This window comes from Actinoplanes ianthinogenes (genome assembly GCF_018324205.1).
GTDB classification, from domain to species: domain Bacteria; phylum Actinomycetota; class Actinomycetes; order Mycobacteriales; family Micromonosporaceae; genus Actinoplanes; species Actinoplanes ianthinogenes.
In genome coordinates, this window is sequence record NZ_AP023356.1 from 135,873 (window position 1) to 155,908 (window position 20,036).

The window sequence follows — 20,036 nt, forward strand, 5'->3', positions numbered from 1 at the left end:
GGGGAGGCGGGCGAGGATGAACGGTACCGACGACGATCACCGCAGGACCGGGGAGGCGATCCGGGCGGCGCTGCGGCCGGGTGAGCGGCTGCGCGAGCACAGCCGGATCCTGCGGTCGCCGGGTCTCGAGGAGGCGCCGCCGAGCGCCGCGGATCGGCTGAGTCTGTACCACCCGTTCGCCGGGTTCGGCAAGGCGGCTCAGGAGGACGGGCTGGGACTCGCGCTGCTGTCGGTGGCGGTGGGTGAGCAGCCGGACGACACCCGCGGGCAGGAGGCGATCGCCAAGGATCGGGCGCTGCGGAAGTATGGGCGGACGTTCTGCGGGGTCTGGAACAGCCAGGCCGGACAGTTGCTGTCCGCGCTGAAGCGGCACGCGAATCTCGATGACGGCGATCCGGTGGGCTGGGCGGCACTGACCGATCAGCGGCTCGTGGTCTTCGCCGAGCGGGCCTCCCGGCCGCATCCGCTCCTCGGTCTGGTGGTCGCGCTGTTCGGGCTGGTGAAGGCGCTGGTGGAGCTTGCGCGGCCGGCGGCTCCGCCGCCTCGGAGGGCGTTCGCCGGGCCGGTCTTCCCGGTGTTCGAGTGCGCGGCGGGGGCGGTCGCGGCCAGCGCGGCGCCGGCGATCGAGCACCTGCCGCGGGTGGTGCTGTGGTTCGCGGACCAGTCCTGGGTGGTGGTGTCGCTGGGAGCGCAGCCGGAGGGCGCCCGCATGACCGACGCGCTACGATGGGACGCTCCGCGATAGGGCGATCCCGCCGACGCGGTTCTCGCGCCGGCTTCGTCCCGCGCTGAATCGGTCTGGCCTATCGCGCGGCCGGATGGACGAGGGTGGCGAGGTTTTCGGCGAAGCCGGGCTCGATCGGGAGCTGGCGCAGCAGGACACGAACCCAGACCGCGCCGGCCAGCGCATCCATGATCAGCATCGGGTCGGCGCCGTCCGGAAGGTCGCCGCGGGCCGCGGCCCGCTCGAAGATCGGCAGTTCGCCGGCAAGACGGTCGGCGAAAAAGGCTTTTGTGTACGACGCCAGCTCCGCATTGTGGGTAGCCGCCCCGAGCGCGGCAGCGATCAGCGGAGCCGTCGGCGGCTCGGTCAGCAGCCTGCTCAACGACCGGGCCAGGGCGGCCAGGTCACCGTGCAGGCTGCCCGTGTCCGGGACCGGGAAGCGAAGCATCGGCGCGTCGATCAGCGCGGCGCCGAGCAGGGCCGCCTTGGACGGCCACCAGCGGTAGATCGTGGTCTTGTTGACACCGGAGCGCTCGGCGACGCCCTCGATCGTCAGCTTCTCGAAACCACGCTCGGCGAGCAGGCGCAGGGTCGCGTCGAGGATCTCGGCAGTGCGACGTGGGCCACTTCCCTGATTCATAGGGGCAGTCTACCGTGAGAATGCAACGCAACGTTGCGTTGTATTTCGGGAGAGGGGGGCGGCATGATCCCGATCGTGTTCGTGCACGGCATCCGGCTCAGCGGGACGATGTGGGGACCGGTCGCCGCGCTGGTCGACGGTCCTTCGACGGCTCCGGACCTGCCCGGTCACGGGAGCCGGGGCGGTGAGCCGTTCACGCTCGACGGCGCGGTGGAAGCGGTGGCCTCGGCGGTCGACGGCCCGGCCGTGCTGGTCGGGCACTCGCTCGGCGGTTTCGTGGCGATCGCCGCCGCCGCGCGCTATCCGGAACGGGTCGCGGCGCTGGTGGTGGGTGGTTGCACGGTGCGGCCACGCGGCGCGTTCCTGGCCGGCTACCGCTTCGCCGCCGGGCTCGCCGGGCGGCATCCGGAGCTGGCCGACCGGCTCAGCGTCCGCGGTTTCCAGCGCGCCCTGCCCCCGCCGGTCGCCGCCGCGATGGTCGCCGGCGGCGTCCGCTGCGCGGTCATGCCCTCGGTTGTCACCGCGCTGTCCGATCTGGACCCGCCGGCCTGCCTGCGCGCCTATCCGGGGCCGGTGCACCTGTTCAACGGAGCGCGTGACCCGTTCCGCGCCGAGGAGCGCCGCTTCCTCGCGGCGTCCCCGGGCGCTCACCTGACGATCGTCCCCGCCCGAGGCCACATCGGCGTCATGGCCGAAACCGAAACCCTCGCCGCCCTGGTCACCGAGGCCCGGCGGCAGACGCAGAAAGCGAGCCCGACCTGATCACAGCGGCCCGGCGGCAGACGCAGGGAGCGAGCCCGGCCTGATCACAGCGGCCCGACGCCGGGCGCGGACACGCCGAGCCCGGCCTGATCACAGCGGCCCGGCACCGGGCGGGGACACGGCGAGCCCGGCCGGTCCGGGTGGACCGGCCGGGCTCGGCCACTCGTGGATCAGGCGAGGTCGAAGCGGTCCAGCTCCATGACCTTGACCCAGGACGTGACGAAGTCCTTGACGAACTTCTCCCGGGCGTCGGTGCTCGCGTAGACCTCGGCCAGGGCCCGCAGCTGCGAGTTCGAGCCGAAGATCAGGTCGACCGCGGTGGCGGTGTACTTGACCTGGTCGGTGGCGAGGTCACGGATCTCGTAGACGTGCTCCTCCTTCTCCGACGCCTGCCACCGGGTGCCCGGGGAGAGCAGGTTGACGAAGAAGTCGTTGGTGAGCACGCCGGGCCGGTCGGTGAGCACGCCGTGCGCGCTGCCGCCGACGTTGTTGCCCAGCGCGCGCAGGCCGCCGACCAGCACGGTCATCTGCGGCGCGGTCAGGTTCAGCATGTACGCCCGGTCGACCAGGAGCACCTCCGGCTGGGTCTTCTCCCCCGGCCGCAGGTAGTTGCGGAAGCCGTCGCCGCGCGGCTCGAGCACCGCGAACGACTCGACGTCGGTCTGCTCCTGGGTCGCGTCGGTGCGGCCCGGCCGGAACGGCACGGTCACCTCGACGCCACCGTCGCGCGCGGCCTTCTCCACCGCGGCGGAACCGGCCAGCACGATCAGGTCGGCGAGCGAGATCTTGGCGGAGGCCGACGACGCGTTGAACTCCTGCTGGATGGTCTCCAGCTTGGCGATCACGTCGCCGACACCCTGGTTGACCTCCCAGCTGCGCTGCGGCTCCAGCCGGATCCGGGCACCGTTGGCGCCACCGCGCTTGTCGGTCGACCGGTAGCTGGCCGCCGACGCCCACGCGGTGCGCACCAGCTGGTCGGTGCTCAGGCCGGAGGAGAGCACCTTCTCCTTCAGCGTGGCGATCTCCGCGTCGCCGACCAGCGGGTGGTCGACGGCCGGGACCGGGTCCTGCCACAGCTGCGCCTCGGGCACCCACGGGCCGAGGAAGCGGGCCACCGGGCCCATGTCCCGGTGCAGCAGCTTGTACCAGGCCTTGGCGAAGGCGAGGGCGAACTCGTCCGGGTGCTCCAGGAAGCGGCGGGAGATCTTCTCGTACGCCGGGTCGACGCGCAGCGACAGGTCGGTCGTCAGCATCGTCGGGCGGTGCTTCTTCGACGGGTCGAACGCGTCCGGGATGATCTCGTCGGTGGTCTTGGCGACCCACTGCTTGGCGCCGGCCGGGCTGGTGGTCAGCTCCCACTCGTACCCGAAAAGGATCTCGAAGAAGCGGTTGCTCCACTGGGTCGGCTTGTCGGTCCAGGTGACCTCGAGGCCGCTGGTGATGGTGTCGCCGGCCTTGCCGCTGCCGTGCGTGCTGAGCCAGCCGAGGCCCTGCGCCTCGATCGGCGCGCCCTCCGGCTCCGGGCCGACGTGCGCGTCGGCCGGGGCGGCGCCGTGCGTCTTGCCGAAGGTGTGACCGCCGGCGATCAGCGCGACGGTCTCCTCGTCGTTCATCGCCATCCGGGCGAACGTCTCGCGGATGAAGTGCGCCGCGGCGGCCGGGTCGGCGTTACCGCCCGGACCCTCCGGGTTGACGTAGATCAGGCCCATCTCGGTGGCGCCGACGCCCTCGAGCATCGTCTTCTCGGACTCGTAGCGCCCGGCCAGCCAGGTGTCCTCCGGGCCCCAGAAGATCTCCTCCGGCTCCCAGACGTCCTCGCGGCCGAAACCGAAGCCGAAGGTCTTGAAGCCCATCGACTCCAGGGCCACGTTGCCGGCCAGCACCAGCAGGTCGGCCCAGGAGATGCGCTGGCCGTACTTCTGCTTGACCGGCCAGAGCAGGCGGCGCGCCTTGTCCAGGTTCGCGTTGTCCGGCCAGCTGTTGAGCGGGGCGAAACGCTGCCCGCCGTCGCCGGCGCCGCCGCGGCCGTCCTGGATCCGGTAGGTGCCGGCGGCGTGCCAGCTCATCCGGATCATCAGGCCGCCGTAGTGCCCGAAGTCGGCCGGCCACCAGTCCTGCGAGGTGGTCAGCACCTCAGTGATGTCGCGCTTGAGCGCCTCGACGTCGAGAGTCGCGAACTCCTCGGCGTAGCTGAAGTCCGGCGCGAGCGGGTTGCCCTTCGACGAGTGGGCGTGCAGCACCGACAGGTCCAGCTGGTTGGGCCACCAGTCGCGGTTGGTGTGCGGGCGGCCACCGGTTTTCGGGGTCGGCGAGTCGATCGCCGGGTTCTCGCTCTCGCTGCCGCTCGCGGTCACCGAGTCGTGGGCGACCGGACAACCACCGGTTGCCTTGGGGTCTTGGATGTCGCTCATCAGATTCCTTCCGAACGGGTCACGCAGTCGGGGCAGGTGCCCCAATAGACGACTTCTGCCTCGTCGATCACGAACCCGTGGTCGTCCGAGGCAGTGAGGCAGGGGGCGTGGCCGACCGCGCAGTCGACGTCGGCGATCGCGCCGCAGGAGCGGCACACGACGTGATGGTGGTTGTCCCTCACCCGCAACTCGTAGCGGGCGGTCGCGCCGGCGGGCTGGATGCGGCGCACCAACCGGCTCGTGGTGAGCGCACGCAGGACATCGTAAACCGCCTGGTGGGAGACCGTGGGGAGATCCGCGCGCACCAGGGCGATCACCGTGTCGGTGTCGACGTGCGGGTGGTCGCGCAGCGCGGCCAGCACCGCCAGCCGCGGCTGGGTCACGCGCAACGAGACCGCACGGAGCTGCGTCTCGAAGTCGGCCGTCATGCCACCGACCCTAGACCCGTTTTCTGGAATGAATCAAGTTTCGACACACTTTATTTGTAGCCCGGCACGTGCCGTGCCGGGCAGATCACACCCGCTCAGTCGAAGTTCGGCACCGCGCCGCGGGTGGCGCCGGAGCGGCCCTTCGGCTCCTCCCACTCCTCCTGGCGGCCGAGCGCGGTCATGTCGAGGAAGCCGTACGACCCGCCGGTCTGCTCGGTGCCGCGGGCGAACGTCGAGTACGTGTGGAACACCTGGTCGCCGTCGCGCAGGAAGCAGCTCATCCCGGGCTGCTCCATCGGCTGCCGGGCCGGGTCGAGCAGCCACTCCATCCCGGCGGCCCGCAGCTCGTCCGCGGTGCGGAAGTTGAACTCGACCGGGGTCACCGACGCGTCGATGGTCACGTGGAAGTCGTAGTTGAAGTCCGAGCCGAAGGACGAGTACATCGGGATGGTCCAGCCCCGCTTGGCGCGGTACTTCTCCAGGGTGGCGAGCCGGGCACGGGCGATCACCGCGTACGACGTCTCGCGCGCCGCCAGGTGCCGCAGCAGCCCGTCGTTGACCTCGTCGAGCGCCGCGGTGCAGCTGCCGCACCCGTCCTCCCACGACGGGTCGAACATGAAGTGCTGCACGATCAGCTGCCGCCGCCCGTCGAACAGCTCGGGCAGGGTGCGCGGACCGTCCGGCCCGTCGAAGGTGTACTCCTTGTCGATCCGCACCATCGGCAGCTCACGGCGCCGGGTGTTCAGCGCGTCCTTCGCCCGCACCGCCTCTTTCTCGCTGGCCAGCAGCGCGCGCCGGGCGGCCGTCCACTCATCGCGGGACACGATCTCCGGAAGGTTGTTGTTGGTCGTCATACCGGTTGGACGTTCCGGGCGGCGGAAATAATACGGCCGGCAGCCGGAAAACCTCGAAGAGCCGGGTGTCCAGGAAGTTGTGCAGGCCGGCGATCCGGTCGCCGCGCACGTCGACGAGCTGGATCGCCCAGGGCAGCCACCGGTCGCCGTGCCATCGGTAGTGCCCGTGCCCCGGCATCGCGTTCCCGGTGATCCGGATCAGTCGCGAGCCGCGGCAGCCATGGCCCGGGCCGAGCATGAACCGGCCCATCTCGGCGGCGCCGCGGATCCAGGCCGCGATCGGCGGCATGGTCTGCACCGCGTCCTCGTGCAGCAACGTGACCAGGGTGTCCACGTCGTACCGCTGGAAGGCGTCGGCGTAACGGGCGACCAGGTCCTGCTCGTCGCCGGACAGCTCCGCCTCGCCGAGGTCGCGGGTGGCCAGCGTGGCCCGGGCCCGCAGCAGCATCGCGTTGACCGCGCCGGTGCTGGCGTCGAGCAGGGCGGCGACCTCGGCGGCCGGCCAGGCGAGCACGTCGCGCAGGATCAGCACGGCCCGCTGCCGCGCCGGCAGGTGTTGCAGCGCGGCGACGAAGGCGAGCCGGATGGACTCCCGGTCGGCGACCACGTCGCCCGGATCGGTGGGCAGCGGGGTGAGCCACAGCTGCCCCGCCGGCTCGGCCGGGGAGAAACCGTCGACCGGCGAGGCCGGTCCGAGATCGATCGGGACCGCGCGACGACCGCGTTCGCGCAAGAGGTCGAGGCAGACGTTGGTCGCGATCCGATAGATCCAGGTACGCACGGAGGAGCGCCCCTCGAAGCTGCCGGCCCGCCGCCACGCCCGCAGCATCGTCTCCTGCGCCGCGTCGTCGGCCTCGAACGCCGACCCCAGCATCCGGTAGCAAAACCTGACCAGGTCGGGTCGCAGCTCGGCGAAGCTGTCCGGCACCACGGTCATGGGCCGATCCTATCCGGACCGCTACCCTGGGGACGATGATCGTCGACGGCGTGACCTTCCCGGACGGGCGGCACTGCGAGACCACCGCGCTCGGTGCGCTGCTCGGCCACGCCGGGCTGGCGCTGTCCGAGCCGATGCTGTTCGGGCTCGGCGAGGGTCTCGGCTTCGTCTACTGGGACGCCAAGACCATGGACCTCCCGTTCCTCGGCGGCCGGTCCAAGCCGATGGAGGTCACCCGCACCGCCGCCGCCCGGCTCGGGCTCGGCCTGCGGATCGCCGAGACCACCTCGCCCGGCAAGGCCTGGCGCACCGTGGCGGACGCGCTCGACGCGGGGCAGCCGGTCGGCCTCCAGCTCGACTGCTACCACCTGGACTACTTCACCACCAAGGTCCACTTCGGCGGCCACGTCGTCGCCGTGTACGGCTACGACGACACCCGGGCCTACCTGATCGACACCGGCCAGCAGGGCGGCGCCGTCACCACCTCGCTGAAGAGCCTGGAGCTGGCCCGCGGCGCCCGCGGCCCGATGACCGCGAGGAACCTCTCGTTCACCGTCACCGTCCCGCCCGGCCGGCCCGACCTGGCAACCGCGATCCGGGCGGCGATCCGGAACAACGCGCACACCTTCCTCCACCCGCCGATCGCGAACCTCGGCCACCGCGGCATCGCCAAGGCGTCCGTCCAGGTCACGAAGTGGTTCGAGCGGTCCACCGACCCGGCCCGGGACCTGCCGACGGCCGCGACGCTGATGGAGCGCGGTGGCACCGGCGGCAGCCTGTTCCGGGCCATGTACCGCGACTTCCTCACCGAGGCCGCCACCCTGGTCGACGACGACCACCTGCGCCGCGGCCGGCACCTTTACGCCGAGATCGCGCCCCTGTGGACCGAGGTGGCCGGCCGGCTGACCGCCGCCGGCGAGACGCTCGACCCGGCGCACCTGGCCGAGGCCTCGGCGCTGCTCGCCGACCTCGCCCGGCGCGAGCGCGCCGCCATGGAGATCCTCGCCCAGATCGGCTGACGCAGAGCCTGACAAGAGGTCGAGGGGCTTCTATTGTTGGGGCTGTCGTCGCCGAGACTGCTGGGGGCAGTACGTGGATCTCATCGAGGACCGACGCCAGGAGCTTCCACCATGGGAGGACCTTCGCCGCACGCCGCTGGGCAGCATCGACCCCGAGCGGGCCGCGCGGGTGGCCGCAGCCGAGCGGCGGGAGGAGGCGGATCACGGCCGGATCGATGCGGCGCTCTTCGGCTCCTCCATCTAGCCCGATCAGCCAATACGTTCTGAAGATCGCCAGTCGCTGCGACCTGAAGTGCGACTACTGCTACGTCTACGAGCACGCCGACCAGGGCTGGCGCCGGCAACCGCCGCTGATGGACCAGGCCGTGGTGCGCACGGTGGCCCGGCGGATCGCCGAGCACGCGGGACAGCACGAGCTGAGCGCGGTGCGGGTGGTCCTGCACGGCGGGGAGCCGCTGCTGGCCGGCGCCCGCCGCCTCGACGAGATCGCCGCTGAGCTGCACGAGACCGTCGGTCCCGTTCTCGACCTGCGGATGCAGACGAACGGGGTGCTGCTCACCGAGGAGATCTGCGCGGTCGTCCGGCGGCACCGGATCCGGGTGGGCGTGTCGCTCGACGGGGACCTGCTCGCCCACGACCGGCATCGGCGGTTCGCGCACGGCGGCGGCAGCCATCACCACGTGCGGAGGGCCCTGACGCTGCTGCGCGCGCCGGAGAACCGGGAATGCTATGCGGGGCTGTTGTGCACCATCGATCTGCGCAACGATCCGATCGGCGTCTACCGGGCGCTGCTGGCCGAGGAGCCGCCGCGGATCGACTTCCTGCTGCCGCACGCGACCTGGGAGACCCCGCCGCCGCGGGACGCGCTCAGGTCGTACGGGAAATGGTTGTCGGCGGTTTTTCGGGTCTGGACCGAGGACGGCCGCAAGGTGCCGATCCGCCTGTTCGACGCGCTGCTGTTCCCGGGCGAGGTCAGGGCCGAGGCGGTCGGGCTCGGGCCGGCCGACCTCGTGGTGGTCGAGACGGACGGCTCCTACGAGCAGGTCGACTCGCTGAAGGTGACCTATGACGGAGCCGCCGCGACCGGGCTGGACGTCTTCACCTCGGCCGTCGACGACGTGGCGGCGCACCCGATGATCGCGATCCGGCAGACCGGGCGGGCGGGGCTGAGCGCCACCTGCCGGGCGTGCGTGGTGGTCGACCGGTGCGGCGGCGGCCAGTTCACGCACCGGTTCCGCAGCGCGAACGGGTTCGACAACCCGTCGGTCTACTGCGCCGACCTGAAGGAACTGATCGACTACATGGACGACCGGGACGGGCTGGCCGCCTGGGTGCGCGACGACCTGGCGAGCGGGGCGGGCGGCGTGGCGGCGGTGGCGCAGCTCGCGCCGATCCACGAGGCGATCACCCGGGCGCGGATCGTGACGCTGGGCAGGTCGGACCCGCCGGGATGGGCGGAGCTGGCCCGGCTCGACGAAACGGCGCCGGACGCCGTGCGGGAGGTGCTCACGCATCCGTTCGTGCGACGCGGCGGCACGGCGTACCTCAAGAATGTGGCTCTGGCGGCCGCGATCCGCGCCGGGGCCGAGATCGAGCTGGCGGCCGAAAGCCGCGACGGTCTGCTCTTCCTGCCGACTCTCGGCGCCCTGCGCCGGGAGGAAGGCGGCACGGTCCGCACCTTCGCCGGCGGATTCCGGGTCGGAGAGGTGACGGTCAGCCTCCAGGAACCGCCCGCCGATTGGCTGCCGGCGCGCCGGATCTCGATCGGTCATGGCATCGAGGTGACGCTGGAGGACAGCGATCCGCTGCGGGAGAACGGCCTGGCCCTGGCCGGCCGGCTCGACGACGCCGCGGCCGCGGCCTGGCAACGCCGCCTGGAAGGCGCGCTGACCAGCCTGGCCACCGACGCGCCGGAGTACCTGCCGGGGATCGCCGCCACCCTGCGCGCGATCGTCCCGCTCGCCCCGGACGGCACCGGCAGGCAGCGGGCCGGATCGGCGCGGATCGCCTTCGGCGCGGTCGCCGCCACCCCGGAGGAACCGGACGCGCTCGCGGTGCTGCTGGTCCACGAGGTGCAGCACCTCAAACTCGGCGCGGTCCTGGACGCCTGCCCGATGTTCGACCCGCGCGACCCGACCCGGATCACCGTCCCGTGGCGTGACGACCCGCGCCCGATCGAGGGCGTGCTCCAGGGCGTCTACGCGTTCCTGGCCGTCGCCGACGTCTGGCGCCGGCGCGGCGGCCCGCACTACGCGCGGATCCGCGGCTGGCTCGACCCGGCGCTCGACGCCCTGCTCGGCGGGACCTTCCTGACCCCGGCCGGGACCCGGTTCGCCGCCGCCATGCGCACCACTGTGGATGGCTGGTAACGGCTATGGTGGATCTCCACGCCGAGCTGGGGAGGCGGATCGTGACGTCGACCCGCGAGCCGGTGTTCTTCATCAGCTACGCGCACCGCCCGCGCCGCCGCCGGCGGACCGAGCACGAGCTCGACCCGGTCGAGGAGTTCTACGCGACGCTGTCCGAGCACATCTACGAGCTGGTCGGGCTCCCGGTCGGTGCCGCGGCCGGGTTCATGGACACCGACATGGACGGCGGGCAGCGCTGGTCGGCCGAGCTGGGCTACGCGATCGGCCACTGCCAGGTGCTGGTCCCGCTCCTCTCGCCGAGCTACGTGACCAGCCGGTGGTGCGCCCTGGAGTGGCAGGCGTTCCACCGGCGGCCCCACCACCCGATGCCCGGGACGCACCCGACGCCGGGCGCGGTGCCGGTGATCCCGGTGCACTGGATCCCGGTCGACCTGCCGTCACTGCCGGCGGAGGTCCGGGCCGTGCAGTTCTTCAAACCGGCGAACGTGCCGGCGCAGCTGGCACAGTCGTATGAGGACGAGGGTCTCTACGGCCTCCTGCAGACGGGTGAGCAGGGCCGGGAGGCGTTCAACACGGTGGTCTGGCGGCTGGCCCAGCGGATCGCGCTTGCCTACGGCACCCACCATGTCGAGGCAGCCGAGGATGTCGACTTCGGGGAGGGCACCCCGTGATCTTCTTCGTGAGTCACGCGCACGCGGTCCGGGTGGCCGGGCTCGCCCGCCCGGATTCCGACCCGTGGGTGAGCCGGTTCTTCGGCGATCTCAGCGCCGCGGTCGGCGACGACGGCTTCTACGACGGGCTGCTCGATCCGGCGCGGGACCGGAAACAGCAGCTCAGCGACGCGATCGGCGCCGCGCAGGTGTTCGTCCCGCTGTATTCGCCGCAGTATTTCGGGAACTCCTGGGCGACCGCCGAGCTGGCGTCGTTCAAGCATCGGCTGCGGCGGCTCGGGCCGGCCGAGGCGGCGCGGCACGTCGTCCCGGTGGTGTGGACGCCGCTGCCGCCGTGGGAGCACCGCACCGAGGTCGACGAGGCGTTCACGACCGTCGGCAAGAACACCGACTACACCGAGAACGGGCTGCGCGCGCTCTGCATGCTCAGCATCTACCAGGACTCCTACCGCGCGCTGGTGGCCGCGTTCGCCGACCGGATCGTCCGGGTGGTCCGGGAGTCGCCGCTGCGGCCGTCGGCGGCCGGGCTGCTGGACCCGCGACCGGTCGACACCGGCGAGCCGGCCCTGGTCGTCGCGCTGCTCGGCGTCGCGGCGGAGGTCGGCGAGCAGCTGATCGAGGTGGCCGAGCGGCTCGGCGTGCCGGCCCGGATCCAGCCCGTCCAGCAGTCCGCCCGCCGCCCGTGCGTGCTGCTGATCGACGGCGGCACCGGCCCGGAGACGCTGCGGAGCACGATCGCCGGGCTGCCCCGCTGGGTGATCCCGGTGGTGCTCGCGAGCGCCTCGGCGGCGACCGGCGCGATCACCGGTATTCTGCGGTCCGCCGGGCTCCCCGAGGTGCGGCCGGTGCGAGCGCCGGCCGACTTCGAGCGCAACGCTCCGCTGCTGGTCACCGAGGCCCGCAAGCTCTACCTGCGGTACGGGCCGGTGGTCACCGCACCCGGCACACCCCGGCCCAGCCTGCGCCGGAACAACGACAAGCGGGGGTAATGGTGGATCGCGAAGGCCGGATCGTCACGTTCTACTCGTACAAGGGTGGGACCGGGCGGACCATGGCACTGGCCAACGTGGCCTGGATCCTGGCCGCCAACGGGCACCGGGTGCTCGCCGCCGACTGGGACCTGGAGTCGCCCGGCCTGCACCGGTTCTTCGCCCCGTTCCTCACCCCGGAACAGGTGACCACCACCCGCGGCGTGATCGGGCTGATCACCGAGTACCAGTGGGCGACGCTGCCGCGCGACGAGGGCGGCAACGGGGTGCCGGCCGCCGACCGCCCCGACGACTGGTACCGGGAGTACGCCCGCGCCGAACGGTACGCCTTCTCGATCAACTGGACGTTCCCCAGCGGCGGCTCGCTGGACCTGCTGCTGGCCGGGCACTCCAGCCTCGAGTACGAAGCGAGCCTGGCCGGCCTGAACTGGGAGGACTTCTATAACCGGCTGGGCGGCTCGCTCTTCTTCGACGCGCTGCGCGAGGACATGAAGAGCCGCTACGACTACACCCTGCTGGACTCGCGGACCGGCCTGAGCGACGTGGCCGACATCTGCACGATCCACCTGCCGGACGTGATCGTCGACTGCTTCACGCTCAGCGACCAGGGCATCGACGGCGGCGCGTCGGTGGCCGCGCAGATCCGCACCTACGACGACGAGCGCACCCGGCGGATCCTGCCGGTGCCGATGCGGGTCGACCACGGCGAGCAGTCCAAGGCGGACGCCGGCCGGACCCTGGCCAAGCACCGTTTCCCGCGGCTTCCCGCCGGGATGACCGAGGACGAGAGACGCAATTACTGGTACGAGGTGGAGGTCCCGTACCGGACCTACTACGCGTACGAGGAAACCCTCGCGACCTTCGGTGACGAGCCCGGCAACCCGGCCAGCCTGCTCTCCTCCTACGAGCGGCTGACCGGTTACATCACCGACGGCCGGGTCACCCGGCTGCCGCAGCTCGACCCGGCGCTGCGCCGGCAGGTGGTGTCCCGCTTCGAGCGCAAACCCGCCCTGATCGAGGAGACCCTGGTGCTGCGCTACGCCGCGGCCGACCAGGTCTGGGCCGAGTGGCTGCTGGCCGTCTACGCCGCGGCCCGGCTGCGGGTGCTCGACGGCGGCGCCTTCCCGTCCGACCCGGGCGCCCGCGAGGTGGTGCTCTACTCCGGTGACTACCGGGGCACCGGCGACCGGTCCGCGGTGGCGCTCTGCGTCGGCGACGCCACCCCGTCGCACGACGACTTCGAGGCGTGGGACTCGCTGCACGGGCACTCCGCCAAGTCCGCGATCGAGCGTGCGTTGCGGCTGGTCGGCGCGGACGAGCGCGGTGCCGCCGACTGGCACGCCACGCTGCCGCGCTTCCCCGGCGAGCTGCCGGAGGTGTTCAAGGTCCCGGTCAAGAATCCGCGGTTCACCGGCCGGGACCGGGAGCTGCGCCGGGTCCGCGACGCGCTGAAGCGCTCGGCCGGCACCCCGGTGGCGCTGGTCGGCGGGGCGGGCGTCGGCAAGTCGCAGCTGGCCATCGAGTACGCGCACCGCTTCCAGGGCGCGTACGACGTGATCTGGTGGGTGCCCGCCGACCCGCCGCAGTTCGTCGACACGTTCATCGCCGACCTGGGCGCCGAGCTGAACTACCCGCGCCGGGCCACGGTCGACGACAGTGCCGGCGTGGTGGTGCGCCGGCTCAGCCGGGGCGGCACCCGCGAGGGCACTCCGCTGCGCTGGCTGCTGATCTTCGACAACGCCGACCGGTACGCCGAGATCGAGCGGTACCTGCCCCGCGGCAACGGGCACCTGCTGGTCACCACGCGTAACGCCGAGTGGGGCGACTTCGCGAACGTGCTCGACCTGGACGCGTTCACCCGCGCCGAGAGCATCCAGCACCTGCGGTTCCGGGTCGGCCCGCAGACGCTGAGCCGCGGTGACGCCGACCGGGTCGCGGACGCGGTCGGCGACCTGCCGATCCTGGTCGTCCTCGCGGCCGCCTGGCTGCACGACACCGGCCGGTCCGCCGAGGCGTACCTGGCCGGGCTGGAGAGTGCCGGCACGGTCCGGCACGACGCCACCGGCGTGTGGGACGTCATCCTGGACCGGTTGCGGGGCACCTCCCCGGGCGCCTATCAGCTGCTCCAGCTCGCCTCGATGCTCCAGCCGGAGATCTCGCTGAGCCTGCTGTACAGCGAGGAGGTGGCCCGGGTCATCGCCCGGCACGACCCGGCGGTGGCGCGACAGCTCGCCGACCGGATGTCCGAGCACGACATCACCTCCGCGCTGATGCAGCAGATCAACCGGCTGTCGCTGGTCAAACTGGAGCCGGAACACCAGCGGGTGACCGTGCACCGGCTGTTGCAGGGCGCGCTGCGCGACCGGATGACCGCGGACCAGCTCGCCGAGACGCGGCACTCGGTGCACCGGGTGCTGGCCCGGGCGCGGCCGTCCGGGGAGGTCGAGGACCCGGCGCTGTGGGAGAGGTTCCGGCTGCTCTGGGGGCACCTGGACGGGTCCCGGCCGGAGGGGTGCCCGGACGACGACGTACGCCAGCTGGTGATCGACCGGGTCCGCTACATCTACCTGGTCGGCAGCTTCCGGCAGGGCCTGGAGTACGCCGTCCGGGCCGACCAGGCGTGGTCCGACCGGCTCGCCGCGCTGCCGGACGACGACCCGGACCGGCACCCGCTGGTGGTCCGGCTGCTGCACCTGCGGTTCCACCGCGGCAACCTGCTGCGCAGCCTCGGCGAGTTCGAGCGGGCCCGGGACCTGGACCGGGAGACTCTGGAGGCGCAGGAGCGGCTGATCGGCGAGGACCATCCGTTCACGCTGTTCACCGCCGGCAGCTACGGCGCCGACCTGCGCGCGCTCGGCTACTACCAGGAGGCCCTCGAACGCGACCTGCGCACGCACCGGCTGTCGGCCGAGCGGTTCGGCGAGGACAACCGGCGTACCCTCGCGTTCGCCAACAACCTGGGCACGTCGTACCGGCTGATCGGCGACTTCCGCCGGGCGCTGGAGATGGACCGGACCACCCACCAGCGGATGGCGCAGGTGCTCGGCGAGGACCACCAGCGCACCCTGCTCGCCGGCAACAACCTGGGTCGTGATCTGCGGGAAGCCGGTGCTTACGGCGAGTCGGCGGACCGGCTGCGCGAGGTCCGGCTCGGCTTCGAGAAACTGTACGGGCAGCACTCCCGCGACGCCCTGGCCGTGCAGGCCAACCTGGCGGTGTCGCTGCGCTGCGCCGGCCACCTCGACGAGGCCCGCGAGCTGCTCGACGAGGCCTACGAGCGGCTCACCACGATCCTCGGCCCGGACGGCCCGGAAACCCTGCTGACCCGGCTGAGCCGGGCCGCGAACATGCTGCTCACCGACGATTTCGCGGCGGCCCGGGCCGAGTTCGAGAAGACCGAGGAGCTTTTGGTACGCCGATTCGGGGCGGACCGGCACCCGTACGTCCTGGTCGGCCGGGTCAACCTGGCCGTGGCACTCGGCGAGGCGGGCGCGGTCGAACTGGCGCTGCCGATCGCGGCGGCCACCGTGGAGGAGTTGCGCGCCAAGCTGGGCCCGGCGCACCCGTCGACGATGGCGGCGGAGAACAACCTCGCCGTCTTCCTGATCGAGTCCGGCGACCGGGAGGGCGGCCGGGAGCTGCTGACCGCCACGGCGGACCGGATCGTGGTGGCACTCGGCGGCACCCACCCGGACACCGCCCTGAGCCAGGCGAACCTGGCCCTGGTCCGCGGCACCGACCACCTGCCGTTCCTGCACCGGCTGGCCGAGCGGGTCGGCTCCGACCATCCGTCGGTCCGCTCCCTGCAGCGGCGCCGCTTCGTCTACCGCGTCCTGGACCCGCACACCTACTGACCCACTGGGAGCCGTTGACCAAGCTGGACCGTCGCGACGGCTACCCGGCGGCGTCGCTGTGCGAGGAACTGCCGGCCGCCTCAAACGTCGCTGGCGTCGAAACTGCCGGCCCGTAGTCCGGCCTCGGTCAGCGCGGCCACCCGAGCGGCTCGTGCGCTCTCCTCCTGGCGCACCAGGTTGGCGTACTCCACCAGCACCGAGGGGTCGGCGGTGTCCTCGATGCGCTCGAAGAAGCGTTGCGTCTGGCGGACCGCCTCGGCGTAGGCGGCGGCGGTCTCCCGAACCTGGGTCACAGTTTCGTCTGCCATGACCGGCGGTTACCCACGTACCGGGCAAAAACACTCCCAGGACGCCGGCGTCGGAGGGCGCTGCCGGTCGCCTCGCACCTGGGCGGCCTGCGGACTCGGGTCTCCGCGGGTCACCATGACGCCTCCGAAGGTCAGTTGACGAAATCCTGGGTGAACCAGACCCGTCCGTCGCTGCCCCGGGTCACCGCCAGGCCGATCCGCTTGAATGCCGGGTTGAGCAGGTTCCTGCGGTGGCCGTCGTTCGGCGCCACCTCGGCGAGCATCAGGTCGGTCAGCCCGTTCGCGGCCTCAGTGATCGAGGCCGGGGTGTTGCTCGCATTGCCCTGGCCGATGTTCTCGCCGGCCGCGGTCCACGAGACGCCGGCCGCGGTGAACCGCTCGCCCAGGCCGGCCTCGCCGGCGCACTGGTGGGACAGGCCGCAACCGCCGACCATCAGGGCGTTGTGCGCCTCGGACGCGGTGGACAGCTGCGGGCTGAGGGTCAGCGTGGCCACGCCGTTCGCCGTGCGCGCCGCGTTGATGTGCGTGAGCACCGCGTTGATCACTGAGTCCGCGGGCGGGGCCGTGGTCGGCGCCGGGGCGGTGGTGGGCGCGGTCGTTGGCGTCGTCGGCGCGTCGCTGGTGGGCGCCGTGGTTGGGGCGGTGGTGCCCGGTGCGGTGGTGCTCGGGGCGGTGCTGCTCGGGGCGGTGCTGCTCGGGGCCGTGGTGGCCGGTGCCGCGGAAGTCGGGGTCGCGCTGGGCCGCGGCCGGTGTGGCCGGCGGGTGGCGGCGGGTCCGGTCACCCGGGTGGCGTCGCCCAGGCGGACCGTGCTGCCCCCGGTGGCCTGCGGCCGGGGAGGCATCGTCTGTGCCGAGGCGATCCCGGCTGCGCCGGCTCCGAGCACCCCCACGGCGACCGTGGCGAGCACGAGTTTGCGGGTCCGGGTGGGCTTGCGGTGGCGCGTGGGCACGGCGTTCCTCAACGGTGGGCGACGGTTGGCGTGATCGACTCTGCTCGACCTCCGACCCGCCGCCCGCATCGCTAAGGAATATTTAAAGATCACCCCATCGAATCCAAAGGGTCGGCGCCTCGCCTCCGGGGGCGAAGGGCGACGACGGAGCCGATCAACGCACGCCATCCTGTCCTGCGACGCGCCGCGGGCCGCGCACAAGCCGGGATCGACGGCGGGTCAGCGGACGCTGTGTCGCCCGGATGAATGGAGTTCGGGGCAAGCGGATGACGCGACCGTTGATCATTTCTATTTCCGGTAGCATCCGCAGAACTGCTCCGACGGGAGACATTCGGGTGGATGTTCGTTTGGAGATTGTCGGCGGCCAGGGCGGAGCGCAGGAGCTGCAATCGTTGCTCGACTGGCTGGACCATGAACCGGCCCTGCGCGGCAGGGTCGAGCCGATGCTGCGAGTGGTCCCCAGTGGCGAACTCGGCGGGCTGATGGACGCCGTGCAGGTGGCGGTCGGCGGTGGCGGTGCCGTGGCGGTGCTGGCCTCAGCGCTGCGGGCGTGGTTCGCGCAGCCGCGCGGAGCCGACCTGCGGGTGAAGATCACGCGCAAGGGTGGCCGCACCGTCGAGGTGGACGCCAAACGCGTCCGTGACGTCGAGGCGCTCCTGCGCGGCATTCTCGCGGACGACGAAGACGGCGCCGGTGGGCCGCCCTGATCCGGGCCGGTCCCGGGTGGTACTCATCGGGACCAGCCGGTTCGACGATCCACGGCTACCCGACCATCCGGTCATCCAGAACAACGTCATCGATCTCGGCGCACTCCTGACGGATCCGGTCGACGGCCTGGTGCCCGCGCGCAACTGCACTGCCCTGCTCGACGAGGCCGACATCAGCCGCCTGGGCGGCCGGGTGAAAAGCGCGGCCGACGCCGCCGAGGACCTGCTGCTGATCTACTACTCCGGGCACGGCTGCCTCGATCCCCGGCGGCACGACCTCTTCCTCGCCGTCCCGGGCACCGACCCGGCCAACCTCGGCTTCACGGCGATCAACGTGGCCGTGCTGAACGAGGTCATCCGCACCAGCGGTGCCGCCAACAAGGTGTTGATCCTCGACTGCTGCTATTCGGGTCGGGCGGAGACCGGCTGGCTCGGCGACCAGGAGAGCGTGGTCCGGGGCACCATCGACGTGGCCGGCCGGTTCACGCTTACCTCGGCGACCGGCAACCAGACGTCGGTCGTGCTGCCGGGAGAGAACCACACCGCCTTCACCGGGCGGCTGCTCGATGTGCTCCGCGACGGGATTCCGCACGGTCCGGCGGAACTATCGCTGGAGGTCATCCACCGCAGGCTGGTGACTGTCATGGCGGCGGAGAATCTGCCGCGCCCGGAACAGTTCAGCCACGGGACGGCGGCGCAGCTGGTGCTCGCGGTGAACCGGGCCGTGACCGGTGTCCCGGAGAACCTCGAACCGGCGCTCCGGCCACCCTGGAGCGAGGAGCCGGAGAACTTCTTCGACGACGCTCCGTGCGGTTACCTGACCCTGCTCCCGGACTGGACGATCGTCGAGGTCAACGGGACCTTCTTGACCTGGACCGGCTTTCGCCGCGACGAGCTGGTCGGGTACCGCACGTTCACGGACCTGCTGTCAGCCGGCGGGCGGATCTTTGTCGAGACGCATTCCGCTCCGCTGCTGAGTATGCAGGGCCACTTGCGGGAGATCGCGTACACGATGGTGCGGGCCGACGGTTCGAACGTGCCGGTTCTCGTCAACATGGCCCTCGTCCGCGAAAAGTCGGGCACGCCGAGGCTCATCCGTTGTGTGATCTTCGAGGCCACCGAGCGTCTCGCCTACGAGAGGGAACTGCTGGCCGCCCGGCGGGCCGCGGAACAGGAACTGCGGGAGCTGAAGGAACGCCACCTGCGAGAGGACTGAGCTGCGCAACACCGGGCAATGGTGGCAGGGCGCTTGAACAGCGGACTCACATCGGCAACCGGCGCACCGAATCACGAGGAGAGCGCCAGGAGCCGCCGAACTGGTGGAACGACAAGCTCAGGGGGTGGCGAGGCTGGGCAGTGGGGAGCGGCCGGCGAGCCAGCGCAGGGTGCGAGGCAGTTCGGGCATGGCGTCGAAGTGGGCGGCGCCGGGCCGGACGTGCAGCTCGGCGGTGCCGATCTGGCCGGCCAGGTATTCCGAGTGGACGGCCGGGGCGAAGGTGTCCTCGCCGCCGTGCCAGACCCGGACCGGGGCGATGATCGCGCGCAGGTCGACCTTCCAATCGCGGCGCAGGGCCAGGAGGTCGTCGATCCAGCCGTAGGGTCCGTTCTTGATCGCATCGCGGTAGGACAGGCGGAGTTGGCGGCGCAGGGCGGCGTCGCTGACCACGCGCTGGTCGGCGATGGTCATCTGCTCGGCCAGCAGGCCCAGCAGGTAGTCCGGGTCGGTGCGGATGCCGGAGGCCCGGCGGCGGATCTCGGACTCCAGCTCGACCGGGTCGGTCAGGACGCGGCCCATCTGTTCGCGATTGTCATCGTTCATCCCGTCGAACCAGCCGGGTGCGCCGGCCGGGGCCAGGCTGACCAGGACCGCGACCCGGGTGATCCGGTCACGCAGCTCGCCGTCGGCGGCGCAGGCCAGCGCGTGCGGGCCGCCGCCGGAGCGGCCGACCACGGCGAACCGGTCCAGGTCCAGCTCCTCGGCGATGGCGCGGACGTCCTGGGCGGCGTGCGCCACGTCGCGGCCCTGCACCCGATCGGAGTCGCCGTAACCGGGACGGTCGTAGGTGATCAGCCGGATGCCGAGGCGGTGCAGGACGATGCCGCGCGGGCGCGGACCGAGCCGGCTGCCCGGCGTGCCGTGCAGCAGGACGACCGGGAAGCCGTGCGCTGGGCCGAGCGTCTCGAAGGCGATCCGCCGGCCGTCCGACGGGCGGGCCACGAACCGGGGCACAGACGCGGCGTCGGCCACCGTCACCCGCCTTCCCCTCGGAGCTGGCGACCGGAGGCCGCAGCCGACGACATCGCCGCCGGCGACCGGTAGCCGCTAGCCGCGCTGACGACGTTTGAGCCTAGTCCCCTGGCACCCGGGCGCGCCACGCGACCCGCGGAGCGGTTCTCCGGCAAACCACTCTGA

At 72.0% G+C, this 20,036-nt stretch carries 19 protein-coding genes; 11 read left to right on the forward strand and 8 right to left on the reverse strand.

Annotated elements, in window-relative coordinates; translation table 11 throughout:
* The first annotated feature begins 16 nt into the window (after positions 1-16).
* The gene (locus tag Aiant_RS00635; protein ID WP_189334123.1) at positions 17-745 is read left to right on the forward strand and encodes a hypothetical protein; all 729 of its coding nucleotides are present in this window, start codon (positions 17-19) and stop codon (positions 743-745) included.
* Positions 746-803: 58 nt separating this feature from the next.
* Here Aiant_RS00635 and Aiant_RS00640 read toward each other — a convergent pair whose 3' ends face one another.
* Positions 804-1,364 (reverse strand): TetR/AcrR family transcriptional regulator, encoded by a 561-nt coding sequence (locus tag Aiant_RS00640; protein ID WP_189334122.1) that lies wholly within the window; start codon positions 1,362-1,364, stop codon positions 804-806.
* A gap of 63 nt (positions 1,365-1,427) precedes the next feature.
* Between Aiant_RS00640 and Aiant_RS00645 the strand changes: the two genes are divergently transcribed.
* Positions 1,428-2,126, forward strand: coding sequence for an alpha/beta fold hydrolase (locus Aiant_RS00645; RefSeq protein WP_189334121.1), 699 nt, complete (start codon positions 1,428-1,430; stop codon positions 2,124-2,126).
* A gap of 170 nt (positions 2,127-2,296) precedes the next feature.
* Here Aiant_RS00645 and katG read toward each other — a convergent pair whose 3' ends face one another.
* From katG to Aiant_RS00665, 4 genes are all read right to left on the reverse strand, one after another.
* Positions 2,297-4,537 carry a catalase/peroxidase HPI gene (katG, locus tag Aiant_RS00650; RefSeq protein ID WP_189334120.1) on the reverse strand — a complete coding sequence of 747 codons (2,241 nt, stop codon included), beginning with the start codon at positions 4,535-4,537 and terminating at the stop codon, positions 2,297-2,299.
* On the reverse strand, positions 4,537-4,965 hold the full coding sequence (locus Aiant_RS00655; protein WP_189334119.1) for a Fur family transcriptional regulator: 429 nt from the start codon (positions 4,963-4,965) through the stop codon (positions 4,537-4,539). The genes katG and Aiant_RS00655 overlap by 1 nt, the downstream gene beginning before the upstream one ends.
* A gap of 95 nt (positions 4,966-5,060) precedes the next feature.
* Positions 5,061-5,819 carry a DUF899 domain-containing protein gene (locus tag Aiant_RS00660; protein WP_189334118.1) on the reverse strand — a complete coding sequence of 253 codons (759 nt, stop codon included), beginning with the start codon at positions 5,817-5,819 and terminating at the stop codon, positions 5,061-5,063.
* Positions 5,776-6,756 (reverse strand): sigma-70 family RNA polymerase sigma factor, encoded by a 981-nt coding sequence (locus Aiant_RS00665; RefSeq protein WP_189334117.1) that lies wholly within the window; start codon positions 6,754-6,756, stop codon positions 5,776-5,778. The genes Aiant_RS00660 and Aiant_RS00665 overlap by 44 nt, the downstream gene beginning before the upstream one ends.
* A 35-nt stretch (positions 6,757-6,791) precedes the next feature.
* Here Aiant_RS00665 and Aiant_RS00670 point away from each other — a divergent pair, with 35 nt between their 5' ends.
* From Aiant_RS00670 to fxsT, 6 genes are all read left to right on the forward strand, one after another.
* A complete protein-coding gene (locus Aiant_RS00670) occupies positions 6,792-7,775 on the forward strand; it encodes a BtrH N-terminal domain-containing protein (protein ID WP_189334116.1) in 984 nt (327 codons plus the stop codon).
* A gap of 73 nt (positions 7,776-7,848) precedes the next feature.
* The gene (locus Aiant_RS00675; RefSeq protein WP_189334115.1) at positions 7,849-8,019 is read left to right on the forward strand and encodes a hypothetical protein; all 171 of its coding nucleotides are present in this window, start codon (positions 7,849-7,851) and stop codon (positions 8,017-8,019) included.
* Positions 7,991-10,144 carry an FxsB family cyclophane-forming radical SAM/SPASM peptide maturase gene (locus Aiant_RS00680; protein WP_189334114.1) on the forward strand — a complete coding sequence of 718 codons (2,154 nt, stop codon included), beginning with the start codon at positions 7,991-7,993 and terminating at the stop codon, positions 10,142-10,144. The genes Aiant_RS00675 and Aiant_RS00680 overlap by 29 nt, the downstream gene beginning before the upstream one ends.
* A 41-nt stretch (positions 10,145-10,185) precedes the next feature.
* Positions 10,186-10,815: a TIR-like protein FxsC gene (locus Aiant_RS00685; protein ID WP_189334113.1), complete on the forward strand. Its 630-nt coding sequence runs from the start codon at positions 10,186-10,188 to the stop codon at positions 10,813-10,815.
* On the forward strand, positions 10,812-11,804 hold the full coding sequence (locus tag Aiant_RS00690; RefSeq protein ID WP_189334112.1) for a TIR domain-containing protein: 993 nt from the start codon (positions 10,812-10,814) through the stop codon (positions 11,802-11,804). The genes Aiant_RS00685 and Aiant_RS00690 overlap by 4 nt, the downstream gene beginning before the upstream one ends.
* On the forward strand, positions 11,804-15,658 hold the full coding sequence (fxsT, locus tag Aiant_RS00695; protein ID WP_189334111.1) for an FxSxx-COOH system tetratricopeptide repeat protein: 3,855 nt from the start codon (positions 11,804-11,806) through the stop codon (positions 15,656-15,658). The genes Aiant_RS00690 and fxsT overlap by 1 nt, the downstream gene beginning before the upstream one ends.
* An 80-nt stretch (positions 15,659-15,738) precedes the next feature.
* Here fxsT and Aiant_RS00700 read toward each other — a convergent pair whose 3' ends face one another.
* Both Aiant_RS00700 and Aiant_RS45345 read right to left on the reverse strand, forming a co-directional pair.
* Complete coding sequence (locus Aiant_RS00700; protein WP_189334110.1) at positions 15,739-15,966, reverse strand: hypothetical protein; 228 nt, start codon at positions 15,964-15,966, stop codon at positions 15,739-15,741.
* Between the two features lie 131 nt (positions 15,967-16,097).
* Entirely contained in the window at positions 16,098-16,499 is a 402-nt protein-coding gene (locus Aiant_RS45345) for a CAP domain-containing protein (RefSeq protein WP_229830886.1), read from the reverse strand.
* On the opposite strand from Aiant_RS45345, the gene Aiant_RS45350 reads away from it, so the two are divergent.
* The 3 genes from Aiant_RS45350 (at position 16,492) to Aiant_RS00715 (ending at position 18,839) form a co-directional block, all read left to right on the forward strand.
* On the forward strand, positions 16,492-16,950 hold the full coding sequence (locus Aiant_RS45350) for a hypothetical protein (protein ID WP_229830885.1): 459 nt from the start codon (positions 16,492-16,494) through the stop codon (positions 16,948-16,950). The two genes, Aiant_RS45345 and Aiant_RS45350, sit on opposite strands and share 8 nt — an antisense overlap.
* A 232-nt stretch (positions 16,951-17,182) precedes the next feature.
* Positions 17,183-17,623 (forward strand): effector-associated constant component EACC1, encoded by a 441-nt coding sequence (locus Aiant_RS00710; protein ID WP_189334109.1) that lies wholly within the window; start codon positions 17,183-17,185, stop codon positions 17,621-17,623.
* A complete protein-coding gene (locus tag Aiant_RS00715; protein ID WP_189334108.1) occupies positions 17,610-18,839 on the forward strand; it encodes a caspase, EACC1-associated type in 1,230 nt (409 codons plus the stop codon). The genes Aiant_RS00710 and Aiant_RS00715 overlap by 14 nt, the downstream gene beginning before the upstream one ends.
* Before the next feature lie 117 nt (positions 18,840-18,956).
* Here the strand turns inward: Aiant_RS00715 and Aiant_RS00720 are convergent, their stop codons facing one another.
* Entirely contained in the window at positions 18,957-19,871 is a 915-nt protein-coding gene (locus Aiant_RS00720; RefSeq protein WP_189334273.1) for an alpha/beta fold hydrolase, read from the reverse strand.
* Between the last annotated feature and the right edge of the window lie 165 nt (positions 19,872-20,036).